The 26,604-nt window shown below is 49.0% G+C and carries 27 protein-coding genes; 10 read left to right on the top strand and 17 right to left on the bottom strand.

The window, feature by feature from the left end:
* Positions 1-13: 13 nt before the first annotated feature.
* Positions 14-430 (top strand): DUF4826 family protein, encoded by a 417-nt coding sequence (locus EFO84_RS11025; protein ID WP_127348105.1) that lies wholly within the window; start codon positions 14-16, stop codon positions 428-430.
* On the opposite strand, the gene EFO84_RS11020 is transcribed toward EFO84_RS11025, so the two are convergent.
* The 5 genes from EFO84_RS11020 to EFO84_RS11000 are packed head-to-tail and all read right to left on the bottom strand — an operon-like array spanning position 424 to position 5,349.
* Positions 424-1,596: a cupin domain-containing protein gene (locus EFO84_RS11020; protein WP_127348104.1), complete on the bottom strand. Its 1,173-nt coding sequence runs from the start codon at positions 1,594-1,596 to the stop codon at positions 424-426. The two genes, EFO84_RS11025 and EFO84_RS11020, sit on opposite strands and share 7 nt — an antisense overlap.
* Complete coding sequence (purB, locus tag EFO84_RS11015; RefSeq protein WP_127348246.1) at positions 1,593-2,966, bottom strand: adenylosuccinate lyase; 1,374 nt, start codon at positions 2,964-2,966, stop codon at positions 1,593-1,595. Before purB ends, EFO84_RS11020 begins: the two co-directional genes overlap by 4 nt.
* Complete coding sequence (gene hflD / locus EFO84_RS11010; RefSeq protein ID WP_127348103.1) at positions 2,966-3,610, bottom strand: high frequency lysogenization protein HflD; 645 nt, start codon at positions 3,608-3,610, stop codon at positions 2,966-2,968. Before hflD ends, purB begins: the two co-directional genes overlap by 1 nt.
* The gene (gene mnmA, locus EFO84_RS11005) at positions 3,607-4,722 is read right to left on the bottom strand and encodes a tRNA 2-thiouridine(34) synthase MnmA (RefSeq protein WP_127348102.1); all 1,116 of its coding nucleotides are present in this window, start codon (positions 4,720-4,722) and stop codon (positions 3,607-3,609) included. Before mnmA ends, hflD begins: the two co-directional genes overlap by 4 nt.
* Positions 4,723-4,761: 39 nt before the next feature.
* Positions 4,762-5,349, bottom strand: a complete 588-nt coding sequence (locus EFO84_RS11000; RefSeq protein ID WP_205701977.1) for a pseudouridine synthase — start codon at positions 5,347-5,349, stop codon at positions 4,762-4,764.
* 75 nt (positions 5,350-5,424) lie between these two features.
* Here EFO84_RS11000 and EFO84_RS10995 point away from each other — a divergent pair, with 75 nt between their 5' ends.
* Positions 5,425-6,216, top strand: coding sequence for a DUF2189 domain-containing protein (locus EFO84_RS10995; RefSeq protein WP_127348101.1), 792 nt, complete (start codon positions 5,425-5,427; stop codon positions 6,214-6,216).
* Entirely contained in the window at positions 6,206-7,066 is an 861-nt protein-coding gene (locus tag EFO84_RS10990) for a glucosaminidase domain-containing protein (protein WP_127348100.1), read from the top strand. Before EFO84_RS10995 ends, EFO84_RS10990 begins: the two co-directional genes overlap by 11 nt.
* On the opposite strand, the gene ttcA is transcribed toward EFO84_RS10990, so the two are convergent.
* From ttcA to ccoN, 10 genes are all read right to left on the bottom strand, one after another.
* A complete protein-coding gene (gene ttcA, locus EFO84_RS10985) occupies positions 7,041-7,967 on the bottom strand; it encodes a tRNA 2-thiocytidine(32) synthetase TtcA (RefSeq protein WP_127348244.1) in 927 nt (308 codons plus the stop codon). The genes EFO84_RS10990 and ttcA overlap by 26 nt on opposite strands.
* A 48-nt stretch (positions 7,968-8,015) precedes the next feature.
* Complete coding sequence (gene uspE, locus EFO84_RS10980) at positions 8,016-8,945, bottom strand: universal stress protein UspE (protein WP_127348099.1); 930 nt, start codon at positions 8,943-8,945, stop codon at positions 8,016-8,018.
* A 68-nt stretch (positions 8,946-9,013) separates the two neighbouring features.
* Positions 9,014-9,670, bottom strand: coding sequence for a sulfite exporter TauE/SafE family protein (locus EFO84_RS10975; protein WP_127348098.1), 657 nt, complete (start codon positions 9,668-9,670; stop codon positions 9,014-9,016).
* Positions 9,667-9,846, bottom strand: a complete 180-nt coding sequence (gene ccoS, locus EFO84_RS10970) for a cbb3-type cytochrome oxidase assembly protein CcoS (RefSeq protein WP_127348097.1) — start codon at positions 9,844-9,846, stop codon at positions 9,667-9,669. The genes EFO84_RS10975 and ccoS overlap by 4 nt, the downstream gene beginning before the upstream one ends.
* Positions 9,846-12,278 (bottom strand): heavy metal translocating P-type ATPase, encoded by a 2,433-nt coding sequence (locus tag EFO84_RS10965; protein WP_127348096.1) that lies wholly within the window; start codon positions 12,276-12,278, stop codon positions 9,846-9,848. The genes ccoS and EFO84_RS10965 overlap by 1 nt, the downstream gene beginning before the upstream one ends.
* Before the next feature lie 3 nt (positions 12,279-12,281).
* Positions 12,282-12,779, bottom strand: a complete 498-nt coding sequence (locus EFO84_RS10960) for a FixH family protein (RefSeq protein WP_127348095.1) — start codon at positions 12,777-12,779, stop codon at positions 12,282-12,284.
* A gap of 49 nt (positions 12,780-12,828) precedes the next feature.
* Positions 12,829-13,782, bottom strand: coding sequence for a cytochrome-c oxidase, cbb3-type subunit III (ccoP, locus tag EFO84_RS10955; RefSeq protein WP_127348094.1), 954 nt, complete (start codon positions 13,780-13,782; stop codon positions 12,829-12,831).
* Positions 13,775-13,960 carry a cbb3-type cytochrome oxidase subunit 3 gene (locus EFO84_RS10950; RefSeq protein ID WP_127348093.1) on the bottom strand — a complete coding sequence of 62 codons (186 nt, stop codon included), beginning with the start codon at positions 13,958-13,960 and terminating at the stop codon, positions 13,775-13,777. Before EFO84_RS10950 ends, ccoP begins: the two co-directional genes overlap by 8 nt.
* Position 13,961: 1 nt before the next feature.
* On the bottom strand, positions 13,962-14,582 hold the full coding sequence (gene ccoO / locus EFO84_RS10945) for a cytochrome-c oxidase, cbb3-type subunit II (RefSeq protein WP_127348092.1): 621 nt from the start codon (positions 14,580-14,582) through the stop codon (positions 13,962-13,964).
* Between the two features lie 10 nt (positions 14,583-14,592).
* Positions 14,593-16,044, bottom strand: coding sequence for a cytochrome-c oxidase, cbb3-type subunit I (ccoN, locus tag EFO84_RS10940; RefSeq protein WP_127348091.1), 1,452 nt, complete (start codon positions 16,042-16,044; stop codon positions 14,593-14,595).
* 182 nt (positions 16,045-16,226) lie between these two features.
* Between ccoN and EFO84_RS10935 the strand changes: the two genes are divergently transcribed.
* From EFO84_RS10935 to EFO84_RS10915, 5 genes are all read left to right on the top strand, one after another.
* On the top strand, positions 16,227-16,667 hold the full coding sequence (locus EFO84_RS10935) for a hypothetical protein (RefSeq protein ID WP_127348090.1): 441 nt from the start codon (positions 16,227-16,229) through the stop codon (positions 16,665-16,667).
* A gap of 81 nt (positions 16,668-16,748) precedes the next feature.
* Positions 16,749-17,204: an NfeD family protein gene (locus EFO84_RS10930; protein WP_127348089.1), complete on the top strand. Its 456-nt coding sequence runs from the start codon at positions 16,749-16,751 to the stop codon at positions 17,202-17,204.
* A gap of 41 nt (positions 17,205-17,245) precedes the next feature.
* Complete coding sequence (locus tag EFO84_RS10925) at positions 17,246-18,181, top strand: SPFH domain-containing protein (RefSeq protein WP_240642698.1); 936 nt, start codon at positions 17,246-17,248, stop codon at positions 18,179-18,181.
* A gap of 118 nt (positions 18,182-18,299) precedes the next feature.
* On the top strand, positions 18,300-19,337 hold the full coding sequence (locus EFO84_RS10920; protein ID WP_240642697.1) for an efflux RND transporter periplasmic adaptor subunit: 1,038 nt from the start codon (positions 18,300-18,302) through the stop codon (positions 19,335-19,337).
* Positions 19,337-22,432: an efflux RND transporter permease subunit gene (locus EFO84_RS10915; RefSeq protein WP_127348088.1), complete on the top strand. Its 3,096-nt coding sequence runs from the start codon at positions 19,337-19,339 to the stop codon at positions 22,430-22,432. Before EFO84_RS10920 ends, EFO84_RS10915 begins: the two co-directional genes overlap by 1 nt.
* Before the next feature lie 307 nt (positions 22,433-22,739).
* Here the strand turns inward: EFO84_RS10915 and EFO84_RS10910 are convergent, their stop codons facing one another.
* Both EFO84_RS10910 and EFO84_RS10905 read right to left on the bottom strand, forming a co-directional pair.
* Positions 22,740-23,054, bottom strand: a complete 315-nt coding sequence (locus EFO84_RS10910; protein ID WP_127348087.1) for a helix-turn-helix transcriptional regulator — start codon at positions 23,052-23,054, stop codon at positions 22,740-22,742.
* Between the two features lie 9 nt (positions 23,055-23,063).
* Entirely contained in the window at positions 23,064-23,483 is a 420-nt protein-coding gene (locus tag EFO84_RS10905; protein WP_127348086.1) for a cell division FtsX domain-containing protein, read from the bottom strand.
* 200 nt (positions 23,484-23,683) lie between these two features.
* On the opposite strand from EFO84_RS10905, the gene EFO84_RS10900 reads away from it, so the two are divergent.
* Positions 23,684-24,532 carry a TraB/GumN family protein gene (locus tag EFO84_RS10900; protein WP_127348085.1) on the top strand — a complete coding sequence of 283 codons (849 nt, stop codon included), beginning with the start codon at positions 23,684-23,686 and terminating at the stop codon, positions 24,530-24,532.
* 67 nt (positions 24,533-24,599) lie between these two features.
* Positions 24,600-26,519, top strand: coding sequence for an AAA family ATPase (locus EFO84_RS10895; protein ID WP_127348084.1), 1,920 nt, complete (start codon positions 24,600-24,602; stop codon positions 26,517-26,519).
* Positions 26,520-26,604: the final 85 nt, after the last annotated feature.

The raw sequence follows: 26,604 nt of genomic DNA, 5'->3' as shown, positions 1-26,604 counted from the left end.
GGACAAGCAGTATATGGCCGACCAACAGCCCGCTATCAGTGAAGCTGAAATTGCCGAATGGATTCGCGCACAGTATCAAGCTGCCGCGAAATATCTTGCTGAAGAAGGCTACATCTTGGATGTGGTGAACTTACAAGCCAGTCGTTATCTTGCCCCGCACGTTGCGGTGTGGCGTTTTACCACCATGGATAAAACCAATGTGTGGATTATTAACGGTGATGTACCCACTGCTATGGTAGCCGCGCAAGTCGCCGACGATGCTCGCAGTGTAATGCGTCACTTTGCGCTACAGTGGCAATTAAAAGCTGAGGCGATTTATAACAACCCGAAAACCAACGCTGACGAAAAGCGCCATGCTGACTACCTGATAAGCCGCGCAGAAACGGTTTATCAGACGACTCAGCATGACGAGTTGTGGGCTACTCAGTAATCATCATCAGCGGCTGCGTTGGCAGCCGCTTCACTGACTAGGTGCATCACGCCATCATTAAGTAAATGACACAACAGTTGTTGACTGTCGGCATGGCTTAACTGGTCAGCATAATGCTGCAATGGTAGCTCTTGCCATTGGCTAGCCAGACTTATTGCGAGCTGACGATTTGCAGTCGTTAATGGGTAGGGGTCACCACTGGCATACAAATTCTGTTGTTGCGGATCAATCAACAGGCGTGCACCAGCGGTTCGACATAACAGCATATCAGCATCTAAACAATCAGCGATATCTTGCCATTGCAGCGCAAAATCAGGCTGTGGTAGCGGGCGTTTGCTCTGTGACATCACCTGCATCAACACATTATCTAAATCGGCGTTGGCGATGCTATGGAGTAAAAACTCCCGCAGTTGCGCAAGCTGCTCAGTACTGACCTGATAGGGTTGACCATAATCAGCTTGTTGCGGGTCGCGATAGCGCGGATAGTTTGCGCCCTCAGCGGCCAGCAGCATATCGGCCACCTGTGAGGTTAATTCTGCGGTATTAGCGGCACGAAAACCGACTGAATAATTCAAGCTCGGCTCAAGTGCGACGCCGTGATGGGGGCAACCAGCTGGGATATACAGAATATCGCCGGCTTCGAGCACCGCATCAATCACTGGTTCAAAGCTATCTTGCAGTTGTTTCAGATCAGCATGGGGGCGAAACTCGTTGGCCTCGGTAACGCGCTCGCCAACTTGCCAATGACGTTGCCCTTCACCTTGAATAATAAACACATCGTATTGGTCGAGGTGTGGACCCACGCTACCACCTGGCACGGCAAAGCTAATCATCACATCGTCCAGGCGCCAATCGGGTAGAAACCGAAATGGCTCAAGCAGCGCATGGATTTCTGGCATCCATTCATTGACTGATTGTACCAATAAGGTCCAATCGCTATCACCGAAATCATCGTAGCTGGCAAAGGGGCCATGACTCACTAGCCATTGGTCACCGCGATGCTCGATTACGCGTGAATCAACCTCGGCTTCTTGCGCCAAACCAGCGAGGATCTCTGGCTCGATCAGGTCGCTAAAATTGGCCAAGCCAGCTTTGATCAACAGTGGCTTTTGCTGCCAATACTGGCTGAGAAATTTGGCCCGGTCGAGGGTTAACGTTAGGCTCATGCGTCGAGTTCATCCACAAAGGCACTGGCGCGACCAATATAGCTGGCCGGAGTGAGTAATTTAAGTTCAGCTTTGACGGTTTCTGGTAAAGCTAGGCTATCAATGAAAGTGGCCATGGCAGCCTGATTGACACGCTTACCACGGGTAAGTTCTTTGAGTTTTTCGTACGGCTTTTCAATACCATAGCGGCGCATCACGGTTTGAATCGGCTCGGCCAATAATTCCCAGTTTTGATCCAGCTCACGGAGCAGGTTGTCGCCGTTCACTTGTAATTTACTAATGCCTTTAAGACTGGCTTGATAGGCGATTAAGGCGTAGGCAAAACCGACACCGAGGTTACGCAATACGGTCGAATCGGTGAGGTCGCGCTGCCAGCGGCTGACCGGCAACTTCTGCGCTAAATGGGTCATGATAGCGTTGGCCAAGCCCAGGTTGCCTTCAGAATTCTCAAAATCAATCGGATTAACCTTATGCGGCATGGTCGATGAACCGACTTCGCCCTCTATGGTGCGCTGTTTAAAGTGGTTGAGCGCAATATAGCCCCATACGTCACGGTCGAAATCAATCACGATGGTATTAAATCGCGCCACCGCATCGAAAATTTCTGCAATATAATCATGCGGTTCGATTTGTGTGGTGTAAGCATTCCAAGTGAGGCCCAATGAGCTAACGAACTGCTCGGCTAAGGCGTGCCAGTTCACTTCTGGGTAGGCTGCTAAATGGGCATTGTAGTTACCGACAGCGCCATTGATTTTACCCAGCAGCGGAATAGCTTGTAATTGTTCTAGCTGGCGTTGCAGCCGCACATACACGTTAGCCATTTCTTTGCCGAGGGTGGTTGGCGTAGCAGGTTGGCCGTGGGTACGTGCCATCATGGGCTGATTTTTATGTTCGATAGCGAGCGCTTTAATCGCCATAGTCAGCTCTGTCATGCTGGGTAGCATCACCTGTTGCAAGGCGTCACGGAGCATTAGTGCGTGTGATAGGTTGTTAATATCTTCTGACGTACAGGCAAAGTGAATGAACTCACTGACTGCATGTAACTCCGGCACCTCAGCTACGTATTCTTTTAAGAAATACTCCACTGCCTTAACATCATGGTTGGTGGTACGCTCAATATCTTTCACCCGATTAGCATGCTGTTCACCGAAATGCTTAACCAGCCACTCCAAATGAGCGTTCGCGGCTTCAGAAAACGCCGGTACCTCGGTAATTTCAGAACAGTTGGCCAATAGCTGCAGCCAGCGGATCTCAACAATAACGCGATTGCGAATTAAACCATATTCACTAAATATGGGGCGCAGAGCTGCGGCCTTACTGCCGTAGCGGCCATCAACAGGGGATAGCGCGGTAAGCGCGGATAAATTCATCATGACTGAGGCTCCGATGGGATGCGCGAGGTGCGCAATAACTGTTGGGCAGTAGTAATCATACGCTGCCGAGAGAAAATAAATTGGCGCCGTTGACCACCTTGCTGACGCCACAGCACGATATTGCGAAGTGCTGCTAAAAGTAATGCGCGAATCTGATTTTGAACATTAATTTGCTTGAGATGATCGGGCTTACCGGTGATCTTGATGGGTTTACTCAGCGGTGAGATGACATCACTGTAGAGCCCTGCCATACCAGCAATAATAGTGTCTTGGGCAAAATTAAAGTCATCGCGTTGGCGCTGAATATGCTGTAATCGTTCAGCGAGCTTGGCCATGCTTTGTGGGCGCTTATACAAACGCCGCTCGAGGGCCATCAAACCGACGATATAGCGCGTAATTTCAATATCTTTATGTTGGGTAGGACCAATTTGTAGCAGCAGGGTTTCTAGGCCCCAGTGCAATTCATGTGGATCTGGATACATCTGCTCAAGGGACGTTGGATTCAAATCCAGGACATTGAGTAATAGTCGTTGCACTTGCTTGCTGTCACGCAAACTGCCTTCTCGAGCAATTTGCTTCACCGCAGCTAAACATTGTGCTGCGGCAGCAAGGGCAGTGACACGTGCAGACCATTGACTCACAACAGCACCTCATGGTCGCTGATACGTTGTTCAATGATGCCCCCACCAAGACACACCTCAGCGTCGTAAAATACCGCTGACTGACCCGGTGTTACGGCCGCTACCGGCGCATCAAATAGCACTTGCACACGCTCTGCGTCGATGACCGTCACTGTGCAGGGGATATCCTGCTGACGGTAGCGTGTTTTCACCATACAGCGTAATGTTGTGGCGAGGGGTTGTCGGCTAACCCAGTGCAATTGACCGGCAATTAGGCCCTTGGCATACAGGCGCGGATGATCTTTCCCTTGTGCGACAATCAATACGTTGCGTTGCACGTCTTTATCGACCACGTACCATGGCTCACCGCTGTGCTCAGCGAGGCCGCCAATCAACAAGCCTTTACGTTGCCCTAGGGTGTGATACATCAAGCCCTCGTGCTCACCAAGTAGCTCACCATCAACACTTTCAATAGCGCCACGCTTGGCGGGTAAATACTGTTGTAAAAAGTCTTTGAATTTACGCTCACCGATAAAACAAATACCGGTTGAATCTTTTTTATCGGCAGTCACTAAGCCTTGCTGCTCGGCAATTGCGCGCACGGCCGGTTTTTCTAATTCACCCACCGGAAACAGTGTTTGAGCAATATGTTCATGGGACAAGGTATATAAAAAGTAACTTTGGTCTTTATTGTCATCTAAACCGCGCAATAACTGGAACTGACCGTGCTGTTGACGGCGTCGCACATAGTGCCCAGTGGCAATGTAGTCGGCACCGAGTGCTTCGGCAGCAAACTGTAAAAAGGCCTTAAACTTGATCTCTTTATTGCACATGATGTCGGGATTAGGAGTACGACCGGCGCGATACTCGTCGAGAAAATACTCAAACACGTTGTCCCAGTATTCGGCGGCAAAATTCACGGTGTGTAAAGGAATACCTAGGGTATCGCAAACCTGCTGGGCATCGGCCAAATCAGTAGCCGCTGCACAGTATTCGTCGGTGTCGTCTTCTTCCCAATTCTTCATAAACAAGCCTTCAACATGGAAGCCTTGTTGCAGCAGCAAATAAGCTGATACTGAAGAGTCAACACCACCGGACATACCGACGATGACTTTTTGCTTTGACGTGGACATGAGCACTCTAAATTAATGGATATCTATGAAGGCCGAATTTTACCACAGCGGGGCTACTTCGCGCCACTCACCTGGGCCGAGATCGGTGAGATCCCAAGGCCCAATTTGCGCTCGAATAAGCCGCAAGGTAGGGTGGCCTACTGCAGCAGTCATGCGCCGCACTTGGCGATTTTTACCTTCATGAATAGTCAAGGCCAACCAGCTATCAGGGATACTTTGGCGCACCCGAATTGGTGGATTGCGAGGCCAAACTGCTGGTGCCTGCGGTAATAGCTCGACCTTTGCAGGCAGTGTCATACCATCATTGAGCCGCACGCCCTGAGTTAATTGCGCTAAAGTTTGCGCAGATGGTATGCCCTCGACCTGAACCCAGTAGGTTTTTGCCATTTTATGTTTGGGGTCGCTGATGCGGTGCTGCCAGTTGCCATTATTGGTCAACACCAGTAAGCCTTCGCTGTCTTTATCAAGGCGACCGGCAGGATACACGTCAGCCACATCAATGTAGTGTTTTAAGGTGATATCAGCCGTTTCGCCACTAAACTGTGTCAACACGCCATAGGGTTTGTTGAACAGCAGTAAGCGCGATTGCTGCTGTGCAGGGCGTCGAATTGGATTAACTTTACGCACGGTAACTGCCAAACTAGCGAATGATTCGCTAATTATGCCATAATCAGCCCAAGAATCGACAATTGAGATAACTGCGTGAATCAGCAAAAACAAGCTACACAACGGTTACCCGTAGGTGACTTCAGTCGCGCTCTGCGCGGTGATATTAAGCTAGCAGTCGGTGCTAGTCTGCAACGCAGCTGGGATATTACGGTGCGTGCTTTGCCGCTTATGCTTACCGCGCTGGCAGTGGTGATTGCTATTAATCTGTTGTTACAAGGCCTGTTCAATCAGTGGATCCCGGTAGATCCAGAACAGCCCAATTTGCGCAATCAGGTGTTACAAGGTTTGATTGGTATGTTGGTGATGTCGCCATTCGTGGCCTACTTAAGTTATGCCGGACTGCTCAATGCACGTGATGAAAAACCGCTCTGGAGCCATTGGCAGTGGGTGCTGGGAGCGGCGCAACGGGTGATTGCGGTGACTGCTATTCAAGCTGTGCTCATGGTGATTATTGTGTCGGTGATCATTGTGCTACAGCTGGCTCTGGGGCTACCCTTGGGTTTGGTTATGGCGTTATTATTTGTGGCCTTGGCCTACCTGCAATTAAGTCTTATTTTAGCGGTTCCGTTAGTGCTTGATCAGCAACTTACCGCTGTGCGGGCATGCATCGGCTCATGGCTGGTAGTGAGTAAGGTTAGTTTTCCATTAATGACGCTATTTGGCTTAATGCTGACCATTCTATTTATTAGCGCGTTACCATTAATGTTGGGTTTACTGTTTACCGTGCCAATGCTGTTCAATCTGACTGGAGTGGTCTACGATCAACTAATCGGGCCCAAAACTGGGCCAGCCTTAGCGGTCGTGGAGGATGATCATGTTGCATAAACTTGGTTGGTTGTTAGCCGCTGTGGCTGTAGCAGTAGCGATTTATCTACCGCGTTATTGGCTACAACACCAGCCAGAGCAGCTCGATGACAATGATTATGAGCAGTTGATTGAGCAACAGCGCCAGGTAAAAATTTATACCGAAGTACCAGACTTTAATGAATTCACCGATGTGCGGGATAAAAAGCAGGCATTTTTTCAGTTTTTAGCACCGCTGGTGCAAGCAGAAAACCTGTTGATAGAAGAGCAACGCGCCAATCTTCAGGTGTTGTACCGTCGTTGGCAGCAGGATGCCAGCAGTCTGTCGAGTGATGATTTGGAACTGCTCGAGCAATTAGCCGTTGAGTATCGTACTGATTTTGATGTCAGTGCCACTAGCAGTATGTTTGAGGTGCTGCTGCGTCGTATTGATGTGGTGCCAGAAACACTGGTGTTGGTGCAAGCGGCCAACGAATCAGGCTGGGGTACCTCACGTTTTGCCCGCGATGGCTTAAACTTTTTTGGTCAATGGTGCTTTCGGGACGGCTGCGGTATGGTGCCGGAGAACCGTGTTGAGGGCATGAATCATGAAGTGCGCAAATTCAAATCGGTGAATGCATCGATTCGAAGTTATCTGCGCAATATCAATACCCATCCGGCATACCTTGACCTGCGTATTCTGCGCGAGCAACGCCGCGCCGAAGGCATGGATATTCGTGCGCTTGATCTGACGCCTGGGTTATTAAGTTATTCCGAGCGAGGCGAGGAGTATATCGATGAGCTCAACGCCATGATTCGTGTAAATCGTCCGATCATTGTTGAGCTCATCGAAGCTGACAAACCAGCTAGCTTAGATCCACCACCTCAATAACCGCGACCGCATCGTCGCTATCACGATAATTCAAAAATTCGCTTGGGGTGCTATGGTCAAAGGCGGTATCACCATCAGCGTTGGCATGGTCATCCGCGTGCAAGCCTTTGAAGTCAAATAGCGCGTTATCAGCCAAATGTGATGGCACCACGTTCTGTAAGGCACTCGCCATACTCTCAATCCGACCGGGAAATTTCTTGTCCCACTGCTGCAATAAATCTTTGATCACTTTGCGCTGTAGGTTTTCTTGCGAGCCGCAGAGATTACACGGAATAATCGGAAACTGCTGTGCCGCAGCATAGCGCGCAATATCTTTTTCGCGCGCATAAGCCAGCGGGCGGATCACCACATGCTGGCCATTATCACTGACTAATTTGGGTGGCATGGCTTTCATTTTACCGCCGTAAAACATGTTGAGCATGAGTGTTTCAAGCATGTCATCACGATGGTGGCCTAGAGCAATTTTAGTGGCACCGAGCTCCGTGGCAACCCGATATAAGATGCCGCGCCGTAAACGTGAACACAAGGCACAGGTGGTTTTGCCTTCAGGAACTTTTTCTTTGACGATACTATAGGTATCTTCTTCGATGATTTTAAAGTTTACGCCCTGAGCCGTTAAGTACTCCGGCAAGATGTGCTCTGGAAAGCCCGGTTGTTTCTGGTCAAGATTCACTGCAATGATGTCAAAGCGAATGGGAGCAATCGCTTGTAAAAAGCGCAAAATATCCAGTAGAGTGTAGCTGTCTTTACCGCCTGACAAACACACCATCACGCGGTCACCATCTTCAATCATGTTGAAATCTTCAATGGCTTTACCCACGTCACGCCGTAAACGCTTTTGTAACTTATTGAAGTTATAGCGATTCTTATCGTCGACGGGATTAAATTGGCTGACTGACATCATAACGCTCACCTTGGCATTCACGAATAGGGCAAAAAACGGCCGCGATTATACCTTAATAGGCGACTGAAATCCCTCCGGTTTTACCGCTAATAAATCACAGTTAATGTGTTCAATGACATGCTCTGCGGTATTGCCAAGGAGTGCTGCGGTAAAGCCGGTCCGGCCAATGGTACCGAGCACTACTAATTCAGCATCGAGTTGCTCGGCTAGGGTTGGGATAACCTGCTCCGGCAAGCCTTCTTCAACATGCAAAAATTGCTCCGCAATGGCGAAGGGTTGGGCGTGTTCTCGCAGTGCTTGCTGGTGATTAGCGGCAATAGCCTCACGGTAGTTTGAACTATCAAATTCGGGAATCTCGGCAGCAATGGTAATAGGTGCGCCGGGAAACGCATTGACCAAGTGAACATCAGCCTGCAAGCATGTCGCGAACTGTTGCGCGGTGGCGGTGATACGATCATTCAAGGAGCGGTGATGGTCATGCTCGCCGGTGGTGTGAATAGCAGCAAGGACTTGGCCATGCTGCGGCCAATCGTGCTCTTTAACCAGTAATACCAGACAGGGCGCTTTACGCAGCAAATGCCAATCGGTCGGGGTGAAGAATAGACTGGCAAGGCCATCACGCGGGTGAGTTGCTTTAACGATGATGTCGTGCTGCCCCTGAATGGCGGTCTCAATGATGGCTTCGAATGGCCTATTATGCCATACCACTTGAGTATCGATGGCGATACCCTCGGTGTTATAGCCCTCGAGCAAGTCGTTGATCCAGACTTTACGATCATTAAGCAGACTATTGCGCATAGCATCGCGTTCGCTGGCGGCCAACATGGTCGTCATTTCGTAAGAGAAGTCATAAATGGAAAGCATCAGTGTCACCGAGGCGCCACTGATATGAGCGAGATGCAGTGCTCTATTCAGGGCTTTTTGTTCAACGGTGTTGGGGTCTAGAACGACTAATATTTTTGCCACACAACTCATAGTGCCACCTCTTCAACGAACCGAGTTATCAGCACTTAGTTTAGTCAACAATAGCGAATGTTTCTAATTTAGCTCGCCAATAGTTGTCGTAGCGCAATAACCGCTGTCCATAGTCCGTAGGCAATCAACAGTAAGCCCATGAGTTGGCGAAAACCCTGCGAACGTAGAAAGCTTTGCAGAGTTTTAGACAGCCAACCAAATGCCATCATGGCGGGTAGGGTGCCAAGGCCAAATAACATCATATACCAGGCCCCTGAGCTGGCGCTGCCACTGAGCGCAGCCCAACTGAGGGCACTGTATACCAGTCCGCAAGGTAACCAGCCCCAGACCATGCCAGCGAGAATAACAGAGGAATAACCGCGGCCATTGCGACTGCGCAGAGCGAGTGGCTGCAATAGTCGCCAGAATGGTTTGCCGATAGCTTCGAGGTGCCTTAAACCAAGCCACCAGCCACCGTAGTATAGCCCCAGTAGCACTAATAACAGCGCCGCTAGCAAACGCAGGTATATTAAACCATCGATTGAAGCGTTGGCGAGGGTGGTAAAAGCTGCTCCCAGTAGCGCTCCGGCCGCTGCATAGGAGGTAATTCTGCCGCAGTTGTACAGCAATAACTGACGCCATGTGGCGTGCTGCCCCAATGCGCCGGCTAAGCCACCGCACATCATTAAACAATGTCCAGCACCGGCCAGCCCCATAAGCAACGCCGCGAAGGCATCAACGTTCATGAATTGTTGTTATCCTTATCAGAGCCGGTAGGTTTGGCATCATCGTCGAGAAGAATACTCATACCCTGCCGCTCTAGGTCTTCAAATTGGTCACTGCGTACGGCCCAGAAAAAAATAGCAACGGCTACTATCACGAATAGAATAGCAATTGGAATCAGTACGTAGAGGCTGTCCATTAGCGATATAACCTCAGTGAGTTGAGTAATACCAGTAGCGAGCTGGCCGACATGCCTAATGCAGCAAAGTAGGGGGTGATCAAACCCAACATAGCTATCGGCAGAATGGCAATATTATACACTAACGCCCAGCGCACGTTCTGGCGCATGATCCGTTGACTGCGCAGCGCGGTTTGATAGAACGGCAGTAGCGCACTGAATTGATTGCGCAATAACACCGCATCAGCAGCACTGCGAGCTAAATCACTCGCTTGAGCAAAACTGACCGAGATATCGGCCTGCGCTAACACTGGGCCATCGTTCATTCCATCACCAATCATCATAACCGGGTGCTGTTGCTGACGTTGCGCTAGTAATGCCAATTTATCGGCAGGTAGGCAATGAGCATGGACCTCGGTAATGCCTAATTGTGCCGCAATCGGTGCAGCTAACTCGGCTCGGTCACCCGTTAACATCACTACATTCAAGCCTAAGCGCTGCAGCGCCGCGACGGTATCTGCAGCGCCATCGCGCAGCTGGTCGCCTACTTGTAATTCCAATAGCACAGCAGTGGAACTGGCGAGAAAGACATTGGCAGATGCCAATTGTGGCTTAAAATCAGGATGCCATTGCCGGACCCAGGCGAGACTTCCCAACCGCAAGGACTGTTGTTGCCACTGTCCAGCGACACCATAACTCGGCTGTACCTGCACCGCTTCAACATCAAGCTGGGTTTGGCTGAGGTGTTGCAATGGCAAGGCGAGTGGATGCTGCGAATAGCGTTCCAGCGCTTGCGTGAGCGCTAGCAAGGTATCAAGAGTATGTTCAGAAGCACTGTTAGAACTATGCTGATAATGCTGCAATAACGAGAATTGACCATCCGTTAGCGTACCGGTTTTATCGACAAATACTGTCTTAATGGCACTCATGCGTGTTAACACATCAGCATTACGAACAATCACTCCTTGCTTATTGAGGTTGTGAATCGCTCCAGTAACTGCGGTAGGTGCGGCCAGCGCTAGTGCACAAGGGCAGGTTGCCACTAATACCGCAATGGTTACCCAGAAGGCTTCGCTGGGCGCTATCCAAGTCCAGATGAGAAAGGTCACCAGAGCCATGACCAGTACTTGTTTCACAAAAGTCTGGGCTAAGCTCTCGGCATTTTCAACCCACTTAGGTTTGCGCGATAAGGCAAGATCTTGCAAGGCGACGATACTGGCTAACACAGTATTTTGCTGTGTTGCGGTAACCTGTAAGTGCAGAATTTGTTGCTGATTAACGCTACCGGCTAAGACTGTATCACCGACGCGTTTCTCAATAGCGCGACTTTCTCCAGTCATCAAGGCTTCGCTGACAGCAGCACTCGGCTGCGCAAGAATACCATCAACCGGTATGGTCGCGCCTGCGGCTACCACAACCAGATCATCGGCCTGCAAATCAGCGACCGCCACATACTCGAGTTGGTCATCGCCATTCTTGCGCTGCGCTACCGCTGGTAGCAGTTTGATTAAATTAGCGGCAGCACTGACAGCACGTTGCCGAGCAAGTAACTCTAAATAACGACCGAGTAATAAAAAAAAGGTAAACATACAGACCGATTCAAAGTATATTTCGCCTTGATCGGTGATGGTGGCATAGGTGCTGGCGATATAGGTGCTGAGCAAGGCTAAACTAACCGGTACATCCATATTAGGCCGCTGTGCTTGAATACTGCGCAGGGCGCTCAAGTAAAATGGCTGAGCACTAAACAGCAGCACCGGGGTAGCTAACAACAGGCTCATCCACCATAAAAATTGCCGCAACGAATCGTCAAGATCGCTGACCATGCCAAAATATAGACCGACTGCGATCATCATGACTTGCATGGTGGCTAAGCCGGCCACCCCAAGCCGCGTAACGAAATAACGCCGGCGCTTTTTAAAATCATGTTCCTGGCTGGCGCTTTGAAACGGCAGCGCGCGATAACCCAGTTCGGCAATATGCTTGAGAATAGCACTAAGTTTGGTGTGTTGTGGCTGCCAGGCTATGGTGACTCGTTCACTGCTGGCGTTCACAGTCACCTTGCTAATGCCTGGTAGCGGGGCCAGATGTTTTTCAATCAGCCAAGCACAGGCGGAGCAGGTCATACCTTCAACGGATAGTGCAGTTTCGCGCACTCCGGTGTTAGCATCATCACGGGTAAATTGCTGTTGCAGGCGCTCATCATCGTAGGCATCAAACCGTTGCAGTTCTTCAGGTACTAACGGCACATTGAGCGGATTACGGGTATCACGGAATTGATAGAAATGCAGGAGCCCTTGCTCGGCAATGGTTTGCGCAACTGCCTGACAGCCATAACAACACACGGCATAATCACGTTGCTGCAATTGCACACTGTAACCGCCGTGATTAGGCAGTGGCTGTAAGCAATGAAAGCATAAGCCAGCGGGTGGCTCGGGCAGCGTGACCGCCATCGCTTAAACCCCGTAGGTGAGTGGCTGCAGATGCTTTTTTAACGTCGATGGCAGCACGATCTGCTGGCTTAAACGCCAGCTATTGTTGAATGGGGTAATGGTAATCGTCCATTTACCTGCTGCATTGTCCGGTAATTCGCCACGAAATACGCCATTGGCATCGGCGCTTAAGGTCACGGTGAAATCACGTTCGGCTTGGGTACTGTGATAAAAAGCGACGGTTAAAGCGGTGAGTTGTGCGGGCTTTCCACTGCGATAATTCAGCTCAAAAGTTTGCTCACGTTGTTGAAAATCAAAACTAATGCCAAGTGCTTGTGCAGCTTCTACTTTCGCAACTTGAGCATTGATACCGCGCCCTTTCTTATAATAATCATCCACCACCATGGGGTTATCACCATATTGACTGGCGATACTCAGGGTGACGATCATAGCGATTACTACAGAAAACGGCAGAGACATTAAAAACCACGGCCAAAACTGCTTATACCAAGGTTTATTCATGACAGGTTTACGCCTCTAGAAAAGAACCCCGCCGAAGCGGGGCTTTGCATTACTGCTGTTGCGAAAGACCATACACGTATGAACTGATTACGTGGATTTTATCTTCGCCCAGGGTATCGATAAATGCTGGCATCACACCATTGCGGCCGTTCAACAGAGTTTCTTCAATCGCTGCTTGTGAGCCACCATAAAGCCAAATGTTGTCGGTCAAATTTGGCGCGCCAATCATTTGATTACCTTTACCATCAACACCATGACAGGCTGAACATACGACAAAGTTTGCTTTACCGGCTTCAGCCATTACCGGATCAACTTTACGACCACTCAAACTCAATACGTAGTTCGCCAGTTCACTGATCTGTTTCGCTGAATAGGTTTCGCCATAAGCTGGCATTGCACCTTGGCGACCATTGATTAAGGTATGCTTGATGGCTTCAGGGCTACCGCCATACAACCAATCAGTGTCGGTTAAGTTGGGGAAACCTTTGCCACCCATCGCATTGGAACCATGACATTGGGCGCAGTTCTGCAAGAATAAGCGTTGACCAATTTTGCGCACATTCTCATCGGCCGCTAGATCTTCAATTGAACGTGCAGCGAAAGCTTGGAAAATAGGCCCAAACACCGCATCAGCATCATCCACTTCACGATCATATTGAACGATTAAGCCAGCTTCTTTGGCTGCCGCAGTGGCCAGCTCAGATTCCTCAACCGACAGCACCCCTTGGTTGGAACTGGTCCAGCCCAGCAAACCTTTAAAGTTGCCAAGGCCAGGGTAGAGGGCCAAGTAAATGAAACCCCAGACGATGGTGATCCAGAACAAAATAGTCCACCAGCGCGGTAACGGGTTGTTGATTTCCACAATGCCGTCGAACTCATGATCCATGGGTTCGCCTTCTTCAATGTGGGTGTAGTTGCTCATATTCCAGCGCAACAACCAAATAATTCCTACCAAAAAGGCTAAGGTAAGAACGATAATCCATGCACTCCAGAAGCTAGTCATTGTTGTTTGACTCCTGCTTTGTCTCTGTCCGACTTGTGTTGTTATCTTCGTTAAAAATCGATTGTGCCGCTTCATCAAAGCGAGATTTTCGACCCTTACCGTAAGCCCACACTACAATGCCAATAAAGAGCACAAAAACTAAAACGGTGTATACGATACGCCAAGTGATGTAATCCATGTTACTTCGCCTGCGTTAAACCAGTTCCTAATACCTGTAAGTAGGCTATTAGTGCTTCCATTTCAGTACGCCCTGATACCGCTTGCTGCGCACCCGCAATGTCTTCATCGCTGTACGGCACGCCAAACATGCGGAAGGTTTCCATTTTCTTAGCGGTTAACTCGCCATCCAGGGTGTTTTCCGCTAACCATGGGAAACCGGGCATATTGGATTCAGGAACTACGTCGCGTGGGTTCATCATGTGTACATAATGCCACTCATCGCTATAACGTCCACCAACCCGAGCTAAGTCAGGACCAGTGCGTTTTGAGCCCCACAAAAATGGACGCTCCCAAACGTGCTCGCCAGCCAGCGAGTAATGACCATAGCGCTCGGTTTCGGCACGGAATGGGCGGATCATTTGGCTGTGACAGTTATTGCAGCCTTCGCGAATATAAATATCACGACCTTCTAATTGCAGCGCCGTGTAGGGTTTCAAACCAACGACTGGCTCGTTGGTAGCTTTTTGGAAAATCAACGGGGTTATTTCTACTAAACCACCAATCGAAATAGCCACAGTGGCAAGCACGGCAAGCCAGCCTACGTGTTTTTCGACAAATTCGTGTTTGATTTTTTTACTCATTGTCGACTCCTTAAACTGTTGCTGCGGCAGGCGCAGGTTTAACGTCAATGAATTCGCGCGCTGGGTTACCACGGCGGATGGTTAACCAACAGTTGTAGGCCATCAACAACATGCCTGCAACAATGAATAAACCACCGACGAAACGAATAAACCAGAATGGATACGAGGCCTCAACACTCTCAATAAAGCTAAAGGTGAGGGTACCGTCATCAGCATTAGTGGCGCGCCACATTAAGCCTTGCATAACCCCTGAGATCCACAGCGCCACGATGTAGAGCACGACACCAATAGTATGCAGCCAGAAATGCACGTTGACCCACTTGGTACTAAACATGCCGTTTTGACTGTATAAACGCGGGAACAAATAGTACAACGCGCCGATGGTAATCATTGCAACCCAGCCTAGCGCTCCTGAATGCACGTGACCGATAGTCCAGTCAGTATAGTGCGACAGAGCGTTAACTGACTTGATCGACATCATTGGCCCTTCGAAAGTAGACATTCCGTAGAACGATAGGGAGACAATGAGGAAACGTAAAATCGGGTCGGTCTTCAACTTATGCCATGCACCAGACAAGGTCATAATACCGTTGATCATGCCGCCCCAAGAAGGCACGAACAGAATCACTGACATCACCATACCGAGTGACTGCGTCCAATCAGGCAGCGCGGTGTAGTGCAAGTGGTGAGGGCCAGCCCAGATATAGAGTGAAATCAATGCCCAAAAGTGCACTACTGACAGCCGATACGAGTACACCGGACGCTCGGCTTGTTTTGGCACAAAGTAATACATCATGCCGAGGAAACCAGCCGTTAACAGGAAGCCTACGGCATTGTGCCCGTACCACCACTGCACCATAGCGTCTACGGCGCCGGCATAGATACTGTACGACTTGGTGAAAGATACCGGGATAGCCATACTGTTTACAATGTGTAGCACCGCAACGGTGACAATAAAGGCGCCTAAAAACCAGTTCGCCACATAAATGTGCGACGTGCGGCGACGCACCATAGTGCCGAAAAATACAATCAGGTAGGCAACCCAGACAATCGCAATCAAGATATCAATCGGCCACTCAAGTTCAGCATATTCTTTGCTTGAGGTGATCCCTAAAGGCAGGGTGATTACGGCCAACAGAATAACCGTTTGCCAACCCCAGAACACAAACGAAGCGAGCTTGTTTGAAAAGAGGGGGGTGAGACAGGTTTTCTGAACAATGTAAAATGATGTCCCCATCAATGCCGATGTACCGAAGGCAAAAATTACCGCATTGGTGTGCAAAGGACGTAACCGAGAATAGGTTAACCATGGGGTGTCAAAGTTCAATTCTGGCCAGATCAACTGGGCGGCAATAAATACCCCCACAGCCATGCCTATAATGCCCCAAATTACGGTCATTATGGCAAACTGCCGAACGACTTTGAGATTGTATTCTAATTGTTGTGGACTGGTTTGGCTCATCATATGTTTCCGCGGCTGATGCTCTGAGAGAAACAGAGTAACGTGACAAAAGTTACGTGACTAAAGTTTAAGGTTTACTCGACTCATACTTGCTAGCTAAGATTGCACCTATGGCGCCCCTAGTAAAGCCGAGCGAACCCCGCCATTTTAAAGGGTATACCCACAAAAATACAGGCGAAAACATGCGAAAAATCAAGTATTCGACCCCGCCGTACAAAAAATGTACACAAGCTGGCTGGGTATGCCTGTTATTTATACTCATTTCGGGCTGCGATAGACCACCCAATACCATTCATGATAGCCCAGAAATTCCGTTTACCATAACTTGGCAACCCGAATTGCCGCGCGCCGAACAACCTATTGTGTTTTCATTAACATTGCCGAGTGACCTTGCCCCAGAACTCAGTCAAGTACGCGGTGTCTCAATGTATATGGGCCGTATTCCACTGCAGTGGCAAGCAGTCGGCGCAGGGCGTTGGCAGGCCACGCTATTGGTGGGTGCTTGCAGTGAGCCAACCATGCAGTGGCAGCTAACTGTGCCGCTCCGGCGTGTCGCGTCAAGCAGCGTGGAGACGACTGTTCCGACGCCGTTGCAGGTCATCTTTAATACCGTAACAAATTGAGACAAAAGCGCGCTTTTGTGAATCAAGTTCCATGCTATAGTGCATTTAGTAACATAGGTTTAACACCATGAGGGTAGTGCTATGAGTATTGCGATGATGTGGATCGTTGCTGGTATTGTGTTGATTTTATCCGAGCTACTGTTAACCAGTGTTGTGGCAGTGTTTCTCGGCGTTGGCGCAATTGTTACTGGGCTGCTAGTGCACTGGCAAATCATTGATCAAAGTGCAACACAATTTGCCGTCTTTGGCGTGGTCAGCTTGGTGCTGCTGTTTACCGCGCGGGGTCAAATCAAACGTTGGTTCAGCGGTTACAGCGATGCCGACCACGAGGGCAAACCAAACTTTCAACGCGATATTGGTGCCCGAGTCACCGTCAGCCAAGATTTTAATCATGGTGCTGGCCGCGTCACGTTAAACGGGGTGCAATGGGATGCTTTTTCGGCTGACGAACTCAAGGCCGGTGATACCGCATGGGTAATCGCCAATGAAGGCATTCAGCTCACCGTTACAGCACAGCCGCCAACAGCGAATGCCTAAGCATCGCGTAAGTTTTATTACCTTTTAGGAGTTATAAGCAGATGATCGAAGGACTAGAAGTAAGTACGGTGCTAAGTATTGGCTTTGCCATTGCCGTCATCATTATTATTCTCAAAACCGCACGAATAGTGCCGCAGCGCTCTAATTTTGTGGTCGAGCGATTGGGTAAATACAACCGCACACTTGATTCCGGTTTCCACTTGTTGATTCCATTTATTGATAAAGTGTCTTATCAACATACGTTAAAAGAGGAAGTTATTGATGTGGAACGGCAACCCTGTGTCACCCGCGATAACATTCAAGTTGGCATTAATGGTGTGCTGTATATCCAAGTGGTTGATGCGTTTAAGGCCAGTTACGGTATTAATGATTATCGTTATGCGGCGTCACAGTTAGCGCAAACCACCATGCGCTCAGTGATCGGTCAAACCGACTTGGATAAAACCTTTGAAGAACGCTCTACAATTAATGAAATTGTCGTTCGTACCCTTGATGAGGCCGCCGCTCCATGGGGAATTAAGGTACTGCGTTATGAAATCTCAGATATCGAATTACCGGCAAGTATTCGCGATGCTTTGGAACAACAGATGCGTGCTGAGCGTGAGCGCCGCGCTGCAATCGCCCGTTCTGAAGGCGAACGCCAAGCGATGATCAACGTGTCTGAGGGCCAAAAGCAGGAAATAATTAACCTGTCTGAGGCAGAAAAACAAAAGCAAATTAATGAAGCTGAAGGTCGCGCACAAGAAATTGAGCTGATTGCTATTGCTACTGCTGAGGGGCTGCGCAAAATCGCTGCGGCAATCCAGCAACCAGGTGGGCAAGATGCGGTAAGTTTGCGGGTTGCGGAGCAGTATGTGAAGGAGTTTGGAAACCTAGCCAAACAAACCAACACATTAATTCTCCCAGCGCAATTAGCGGACATCGGTGGTGCTGTTGCCGGCTTGACAGAAATACTCAAAAATCGCCCACAAAATTAAGTTTTTGGTACTTGGCGTGTTTCAAAGACCGTTCATCGCTGATGCACGGTCTTTTTTGATCGAATCTGCTCCAATATTCATATTAGTAGCCTAGCAATCATTCAAGGAAGTTTTTTGTATGCTGATAAAGCGCATCGGTTGGATTTTACTGGTAGCAGCAATGGTCATACCGGCGGCTCAAGCTCAACAACGTTGGGGGAGAGATTCTGCCGCCTTAGTCATTACCCAGTCACTGGGATTTGAGCGAACGCAACAACGTGTTGATGCCGTTGGCTACGCTGAGGCTATGCAATCAATAGCACTCTATCCAGCGGTCGGTGACTTGGTACAAGAGGTTAACTTCAAACCGGGAGATCGCGTCACCGCCGGGCAGCTATTAGTGCGCTTGGATGACCGTCGCCAACTGGTGGCTCTTGAACGCGCTAAAATTCAATTGGCCGATGCCGAACGCACGGTAAATCGCTTAACAACAAGTCGTCAGCAGGGCGCCATTGCCCAAAGCCAACTGGACGACGCTATCACCACACGTGATTTGCTGAAAGTTAATGTCCAAGAAGCTCAGGCCAACCTTGATGATCGTCGAGTTGTTGCGCCATTTGCCGGTGTAGTTGGTATTAGTGACGTTGAGGTCGGCGACCGCATTACCCCGCAAACTCTGATCACCACGTTAGATAAACGTGAAAGCCTATATATTGATTTTGACGCACCTGAAAGTGCGGTCGAATTATTACGCAATGATGCGCGACTGAGCGTACGGCCGTGGAATCAGCAAGCAGATGCCTATGTAGCTGAGATTCTAGAGGTTGATTCACGGGTGAATGCGGCGACACGGACCATTCGGGTGCGCGCTAGTTTAGACAATCAAAATGACCTATTCCGACCGGGCATGAGTTTTCGGGTGAGTTTGGATATTCAAGGCGATAGCTACGCTGTCGTACCAGACGCAGCCTTGATGTGGGGTGCTGAAGGCGCATTTATTTGGATCGCAGTCGATGACAAAGCCAAACGTGTTGATGTTGAAATTCAGCAACGTCTTCCAGGCCGTGTTTTAGTAGCCGGCGAATTGCAATTGGGTGACCAGCTGATTGTGGAGGGCGTGCAGAGCTTGCGCCCTGGACAAAGTCTGCGTTACATCACCAATGAGGCATCACAATAATGAAATGGTCTCCACAACTCGCCGACTTACCATCTATGGCTATTCGCCGCCCAGTGCTTATTGTGGTGATGAATTTGCTGATCATTATTGCTGGAATCGCTGCGCTTAACGGTATTGAAGTGCGCGAGCTCCCAGATGTTGACCGTCCCATCATTACTGTTTCGGCGAGTTACCCAGGGGCCGCACCAGAGACCGTAGATACCGAGGTCACCAGCCGGCTTGAAGGGGCCGTTGCGCGGGTGAGTGGGGTGAAGAATATTCGAGCCTCAAGTGAAGAGGGCAGCTCACGTATCGTGATTGAGTTTCGCCCCGGAATAGATCTGGATAACGCCGCCAACGAGACCCGTGAATCGGTCAGCCGCATTCAGCGTCGCTTACCGCCCGAAGTTGAAAACGTCGCCATTATTAAAGCGGATAACAACGCCGAGTCGGTCGTCAGTTTAGCGGTATCCAGTGAAACGCTCGATTTGGAAACCCTGACACGACGCGTTGAAACCGATCTGGCGCCTAATTTCTTGAATATCGCTGGCGTTGCTGATGTCACCTTGAATGGTGATCGCCGCCAAGTCATGCGTGTTGTTATAGATCCACTGCGCCTAGCCAGCTATAACCTAGCGGTAACCGATGTTGCGCGCGTATTGCGGCAGGCACCATTTGACGTGCCGGCAGGTAGTCTTAAATCGGCCGATCAACAGCTTATTGTGCGGGCTGATGCTAGTTCGCTGAGCGAGCAAGATGTGCGCGATATTGTGGTTCGTGATGACACTCGAATCGGTGATATCGCCAACGTTTATTTTAGTCCTGCGGATGCCAATAGCTTAGTTCGTTTAGATGGAAAACCGGTTATCGGTATCGGTATTATTCGTCAAGCACGATCAAATACCATTGAAATTTCTGACGAAGTACTGCGACTAGTTGAACGTTTACGGGTGCAATTTCCAGAAATGAATCTGGAAGTGACGTCCGACGACGCAAAATTTATTCGTAGTTCAGTGGATGAGGTCATCACCTCATTAGGGCTGACGATCCTGCTCGTTGTCGCAACGTTATGGGTGTTTATTGGTTCGGGTCGCGCCACTATTATCCCGGCAGTTGCTATTCCAGTAGCATTAGTTGGCTCGTTAGCGGTTATCTGGCTACTCGGCTTCTCAATCAACATTTTAACCTTGCTGGCCTTAGTGCTGGCAACGGGCCTTATTGTTGATGATGCCATTGTTGTATCAGAGAATATTCAACGGCGCCGGGCCCTTGGCTTGGGCGCTCGTGCTGCTGCAGTTATTGGTACCCGCGAAGTATTCTTCGCGGTGATCGCCACAACAGCAGTCTTGGTGGCGGTATTTGTGCCGATTGCCTTTTTGCCGTCTACCGCCGGCCGTCTTTTCCGTGAATTTGGTGGTGTGCTAGCAACTGCGGTGATTATTTCATCTTTTGTCGCCTTGTCACTGGTACCGGCGCTGACTGCACGGTTGCCACTCAAGGCACAGCAACAAGCTCGCTCAAGCCGATTGCAACAAATCGGTTCATTGATGTTAAACGGTTATACGAAAAGCTTAGTGTGGGTTATTAATCATGCTTGGCTGGTCTTTATTGCTTGTACCTTAATTGCCGCATCAGCAGTCTTTTTCTACAGCAAAATAGACAATGAGCTGATGCCTAGTGAAGACCGCGGCATTGTGCGGATCTTTGCCCGTGGTCCTGACGGTGTTGGGTTGAACTTTATGGACCGACAAGCACAGCAAATGGAGGCGTTATTGCTGCCGTACGTCAATGGTGGTGATGTTGATACCATTAGCACTACCGTAGGCCAATGGGATCCAAATTTGGTGTTTATTACAGTGCGCTTAACCGACTGGGGCTCGCGCAGTAAAACTCAGCAACAAATTATTAGTGAAATTAGCGGCCCAGTGAGTGAAATACCCGGCGCTCCAGGGCGGGCCTTTGGTTCTAACAGTCTCAATTTACGCGGGCAGGGCGGCGGTTTAGAAATAGCCTTAACCGGCGAAACTTACCAAGAAATTTTTACCGCGGCTCAGCAGTTTTCTCGCGTGCTACAACAACGTATGCCAGAGGTTGGCTTTCCTCGTGTTGGTTTTCAGCCCACGCAGCCGCAACTGCGCGTAAATATCGATCGTAAACGCGCAGAAGAGTTAGGGGTGCCTTTAACGGATATCTCAGCAACATTACGAGCTGCTATCAATGGTGATGATTTAGTTGACCTCAACATTGGCGACCAAGCAGTCCCGTTAATTTTGATGGCTGAACGCAGTCAGATTAAGGATCCGTCAGATTTATCCAACCTCTATGTTGGCTCGAGTCAAGGTGCCTTAGTGCCATTATCGAGCTTAGCGACAATTTCCGAAGAAGGGGTGTCGGCAGAACTTGAACGACGTAAACAGCGTCGAGCAATCACCATTGATATGCAGCAGCCAGAAGGCATTCCGATGGAAGATGTGGTGAGCACATTACGTCAACTCGCTGAGCAAGAACTACCAGCTAATATTAATATGATTTTATTAGGTGAAGCCGAAGCATACGAAGAAACAGAGCGCGAGGTTATGCTCACATATATCCTTGCTTTAATCATTGTTTTCTTGGTGTTAGCAGCACAATTTGAGAGTGTAAACAGTGCCTTAGTGGTCATGGCAACGGTTCCTTTTGGTATCGCAGCGGCATTTTTCGCGCTTTACATAACCGGAACCTCGATTAACATTTTCTCACAGATAGGATTGGTCATGTTGATTGGTTTAATCGCCAAAAACTCGATTCTGTTAGTTGAATTTGCAGATCAATTACGTGACCAAGGCAAGTCAGTCAGAGAAGCCGTAGAGCAGGCGGCTACGATTCGTTTACGACCCATCATGATGACCTTAGTATCGACCTTATTGGGTGCGTTACCATTAATTCTATCGGTTGGCGCAGGCGCTGAGGCGCGAAATGCCATTGGTTGGGTTATCTTTGGTGGTTTAGCGTTCGCGGTGTTGTTTACCTTATACTTAACGCCAATTGTGTATTACGCCATTGCACGTTTCAGTAAGCCGCGTGCCGATGAAACTCAAAAGCTTGAGCGTGAAATGGACGCTGCAGATATGCTTTAAGCGTTGTTAGTTATTATAAGCCAGCCATCCGTAGCAGTTGTTACGGGTGGCTTTTTTATGCCCAGCAGTTAACACCTATAGTTTTATCATCGTGCGCTACGTGAAATCTGTAATGGAATGCTGGGTGTTAGTGCTACAGATTTTAAATTTAGCAGTCGAGATAGGTAGGTGTTTTAACAAATAGTGTGAGCACACACTGCTTATGCTGTGTATTCATATATCCTATTTAACATAATATACATTATGCGCAATCATCAAATAAGCAAAAAGGCCCGGTAGTTACCGAGCCCTTTTGAGTTAATCGAAGCTAGCGCGTCAGTAGCACCATCATTCCTGAGCCAATGGCGATACCGATCATTAGTACAACCACGTACGCCAGCCATTGCCGACCGAATTGTGCGGGCTGCAACAATTCGATTTGTTTGCGCGGCACCAACAACAACTGTTCACGTTCAACATTAAATACCGCACATAATGCTGCTACGGTTTCTTGTGCCGCATTGCCGTCCTTCTCAATCCGCTGCACGGTGCGCAGACTGACGGCACAAGCATCGGCAAGATGCTGTTGTGTCCATCCGCGTTGTGCGCGCAATTCACGCACACGGCTTGCTTGGATATCCATGCGAAGCTCCTAAATCACGTTGATTGCGATATAGGCACCTAAGTAGCCAAATACCATACCGATCACAAATAGAATAAGAATGGCACTCCAGCCCAATTTTTTATTGCCTACCGCCATGGCAAACTCGGTACTTTCAAGAAGCACACCATCGACATAGAAATTACACACCAACTGACCACGCCAAGCGCTCTTTACGATGAATTCAACGCGATAATGATGGCCATCGAGTTCAAATTGATGATCGCTGGTAAACCGCCAAGATATCTTCTCAGAGACCTTACTATCATCGACATATACCGATTCACGGCCACTCATACCACTGGCATGAGCCGCGATCTCGTGGCTATTGTGTGAGAAATAGAACCAAAAGCCGTTCCGTAAAAGATTGAAAAAACCGATGTTTTTGCTGGTATTGGTGTTACTTGTCATGATTATGTTTCCTTATTGAGCAGGGTTAAATGTAGTGCACTTGGCCCACTGTAGCGAGCTTTGGCTGCCCTGCCGACGACATTTTTATGACTGTCGCCTGCACTGTCATGCGTGTCATATGTGCTGTCACATCTGGCGCATTACTGTCGTCATGTTATAGTAACGCTTTGCTTCACACATCTAATTGTTAGGTTTTTTGTATGCGCTTGTTATTAACCACCGTCGCTGTGTTATTGGCACTGTTTACCCCAATTTCACAGGCCGCATTGCTGTATAAGGTCAGTGGCAACGAGCTGGACAAACCATCCTATTTGTTCGGAACTATGCATATACTTTGTGCCGAAGATTTTCGTGTACCGGAGCAACTTGAGCAACGCTTTAGCGAGGTTGATCAATTAGTGATGGAACTTGATCTTACCTCTCCAGAGGTGATCTTCCAGTCGGCTAGTTTAATGGTGAATCGCAATGGTCCGTATCTTGAGCAACACCTGAGCGATGATCAACTCACGCAGGTCGCTGGCTATATTCAAGAAAACCTGAATATGTCGATACCTCGTGCACAGCGTATTAATCCATTTGTGTTAAGTACGCAAATTATGATCAAGCAACTTCCCTGCGCCAATACCGCCAGCTATGAGGGCCATTTATTAACTCTGGCTATGGCGGCAGAAAAACCGATTAAAGGGCTTGAAACCGCTGCTTTTCAGCTTGGTTTATTTGACCAAATCCCGATTCAAAATCAAGTGGATATGATTTGGCAAATGATTGATAACAAGAGTCAATCAGTGGCGGATTTTAAGGCGATGACCGAATTATATCTGGCTGAAGATATTGACCAGTTATACCAATTGATTGCTAACGATCCATCATTAGGTGACTTTCAACAGTTGATATTAGATCGCCGCAATCAGGATTGGTTAACGAAAATACCGTCGCTCATGCGTGAACGCTCCTCGTTAATTGCTGTTGGTGCGGGTCATCTCGGCGGTGAGCAAGGTGTGGTCAGATTACTGCGCCAAGCTGGCTATCAAGTTACCCCAGTCAACTGAGCTAAAACGTAGTCATAACCCGACCTAATCAGCTATCATAGCGGACTATTCAAGGAGAGTTTTGGTTATGCGCGTTTCTGCTAATGCTTTACAACCGCCTATTCACACTTGGGCTGAGCAACGTCCACAAACTGTCACTAGTGCATCAGCATTAGTGGGCCAACAACGTGCTTTGCAAGCCCTTCAGCAAGCGTTAACCGTTGCTGGGCGTTATGCCCATGCCTATCTGGTCACGCCGGCTGGAATGCGGGTACAAGATGTCATGCATGAATTAGCGCCCCGCTTTCCTTGGCAGCACGCTGATCGATATGACTGGGTGTATTTAGCCAACCCTCATTCAGCCAATGAACCCTGTTGTGTGAACTTACCCGTTGGTAGCGCTGCTAATTTTGTGCAACAGCTCTGGATGTTTTTACAAACTCCTACGGAGCAACGCGCAGAATTACAGCAGGCTTTACTCGGTGATAGCCCAAGCGCACGGTTACAAAATTATCTGGCTGAAATTGCCGATAAACAGTTCGCCGACTTACCCGGCAATGAACTCGCTACCGTAATTGTTGAACATGAACAGGTTCCGGCCATTTTATTGTGTGACCGCGTAACCGAAGCCAGTTTGTTTGGCAGTATTCGTTTGCAGTCGGTTGAGGGCACTATTTCGTCTGACTTGCATCTGATTCAACCGGGTGACTTGTTGCGCGCCAATGGCGGTGTGCTGGCCATCGATGCCGAAGAACTGCTATTGCAGCCTGGCCTATGGCGTAAATTAAAATACATCTTAAAAACCAGCCTGTTTCACTGGCCAGCACCGGGCGATAACCTTAATGTTGCCGCTTATTATCAACCTGAGCCAGTACCCATTCATATCAAGGTGTTATTACTCGGCGAGCGCGATATTTTTGCGCAGTTGCGCGAAATTGATCGCGATTTTGATAATTTATTCCCTTACCTCGCCGATTTTTCTGAGCATTACTCGCTGACTCAACAGCCCCTCAGTGATTATTTTGACTATCTTGCTTATGTTATTGGTGAAGCCAATGTATTGCCATTGCATCAACTGGCGTACCCTGCTCTGTTCAAGTTTGCTTCTCGTTTGAGTGATTATCAAAGTGAGCTCAGTTTAGATACCATTGCTCTGATGCAGCTCCTGCGTGAGGCTTCGGCGTTAGCCGTGCAACAACATAGTCATGAGATCCAAGGCGAGCATATTGACCAAGTGCTGCTGCATCGCAAGCAACGCGATGGTTATATTGCTGAGCTGTCACGGCGCGCGATTCTTGAGCATCAAGTTTATATTGCTACCGATGGTGCGGTCATTGGCCAAGTCAACGGTCTTACGGTCATAACCGCAGGTGGGACGGAATTTGGCGAACCCTCACGAATTACCGCAACGGTGCACTATGGTGATGGCGACATTATCGACATTGATCGCAAATCTGAGTTAAGTGGCAACATTCATACCAAAGGTGTGATGATCTTAAGTGCCTATATTGCTAACTTGTTTGCGCGTAATGAAGCGATGAGTCTGTCTGCCACTATTGTTTTTGAGCAGTCCTATCACGAGGTAGATGGTGATAGCGCATCGCTTGCCGAGCTCTGTTGCTTATTGTCAGCTTTAGCAGAAGCGCCCGTTCAGCAAGGCTTAGCCATTACTGGTGCGGTGGATCAATTTGGTGCGGTACAGGCCATAGGCGCGGTGAATGAAAAGATCGAAGGCCATTTTGCCTTATGTGCCGCACGCGGGCTTACCGGTAATCAAGGCGTTATTATGCCGGCAGCTAACCTAAGTCAATTGAACCTTGATGACCCTATTGTCGCTGCTGTAGCAGCCGGCCAATATCATATTTATGCGGTTAGTCACGTGACCGAAGCACTAGAATTACTTACCCAGGTGGAACAAAAAGACCTATTCGAACGCATTGAAGCACGGCTTGAGGAATTGCACCGCAGTGATCGTGAGCAATCGTGGTGGCAGCGTTGGTGGCGCTAAAAGACTAGTCGGACTTGTTTAGCGTACAACTGTTCGCTAAGCTAGCGCCACTTTGTGTTTAGCGCAGGCTGGACCGCACTTAAAA

The sequence above is a fragment of the Pseudidiomarina mangrovi genome (genome assembly GCF_003999375.1).
Classification (GTDB): Bacteria; Pseudomonadota; Gammaproteobacteria; order Enterobacterales; family Alteromonadaceae; genus Pseudidiomarina; species Pseudidiomarina mangrovi.
This window is presented reverse-complemented; position numbering and strand designations above follow the sequence as displayed.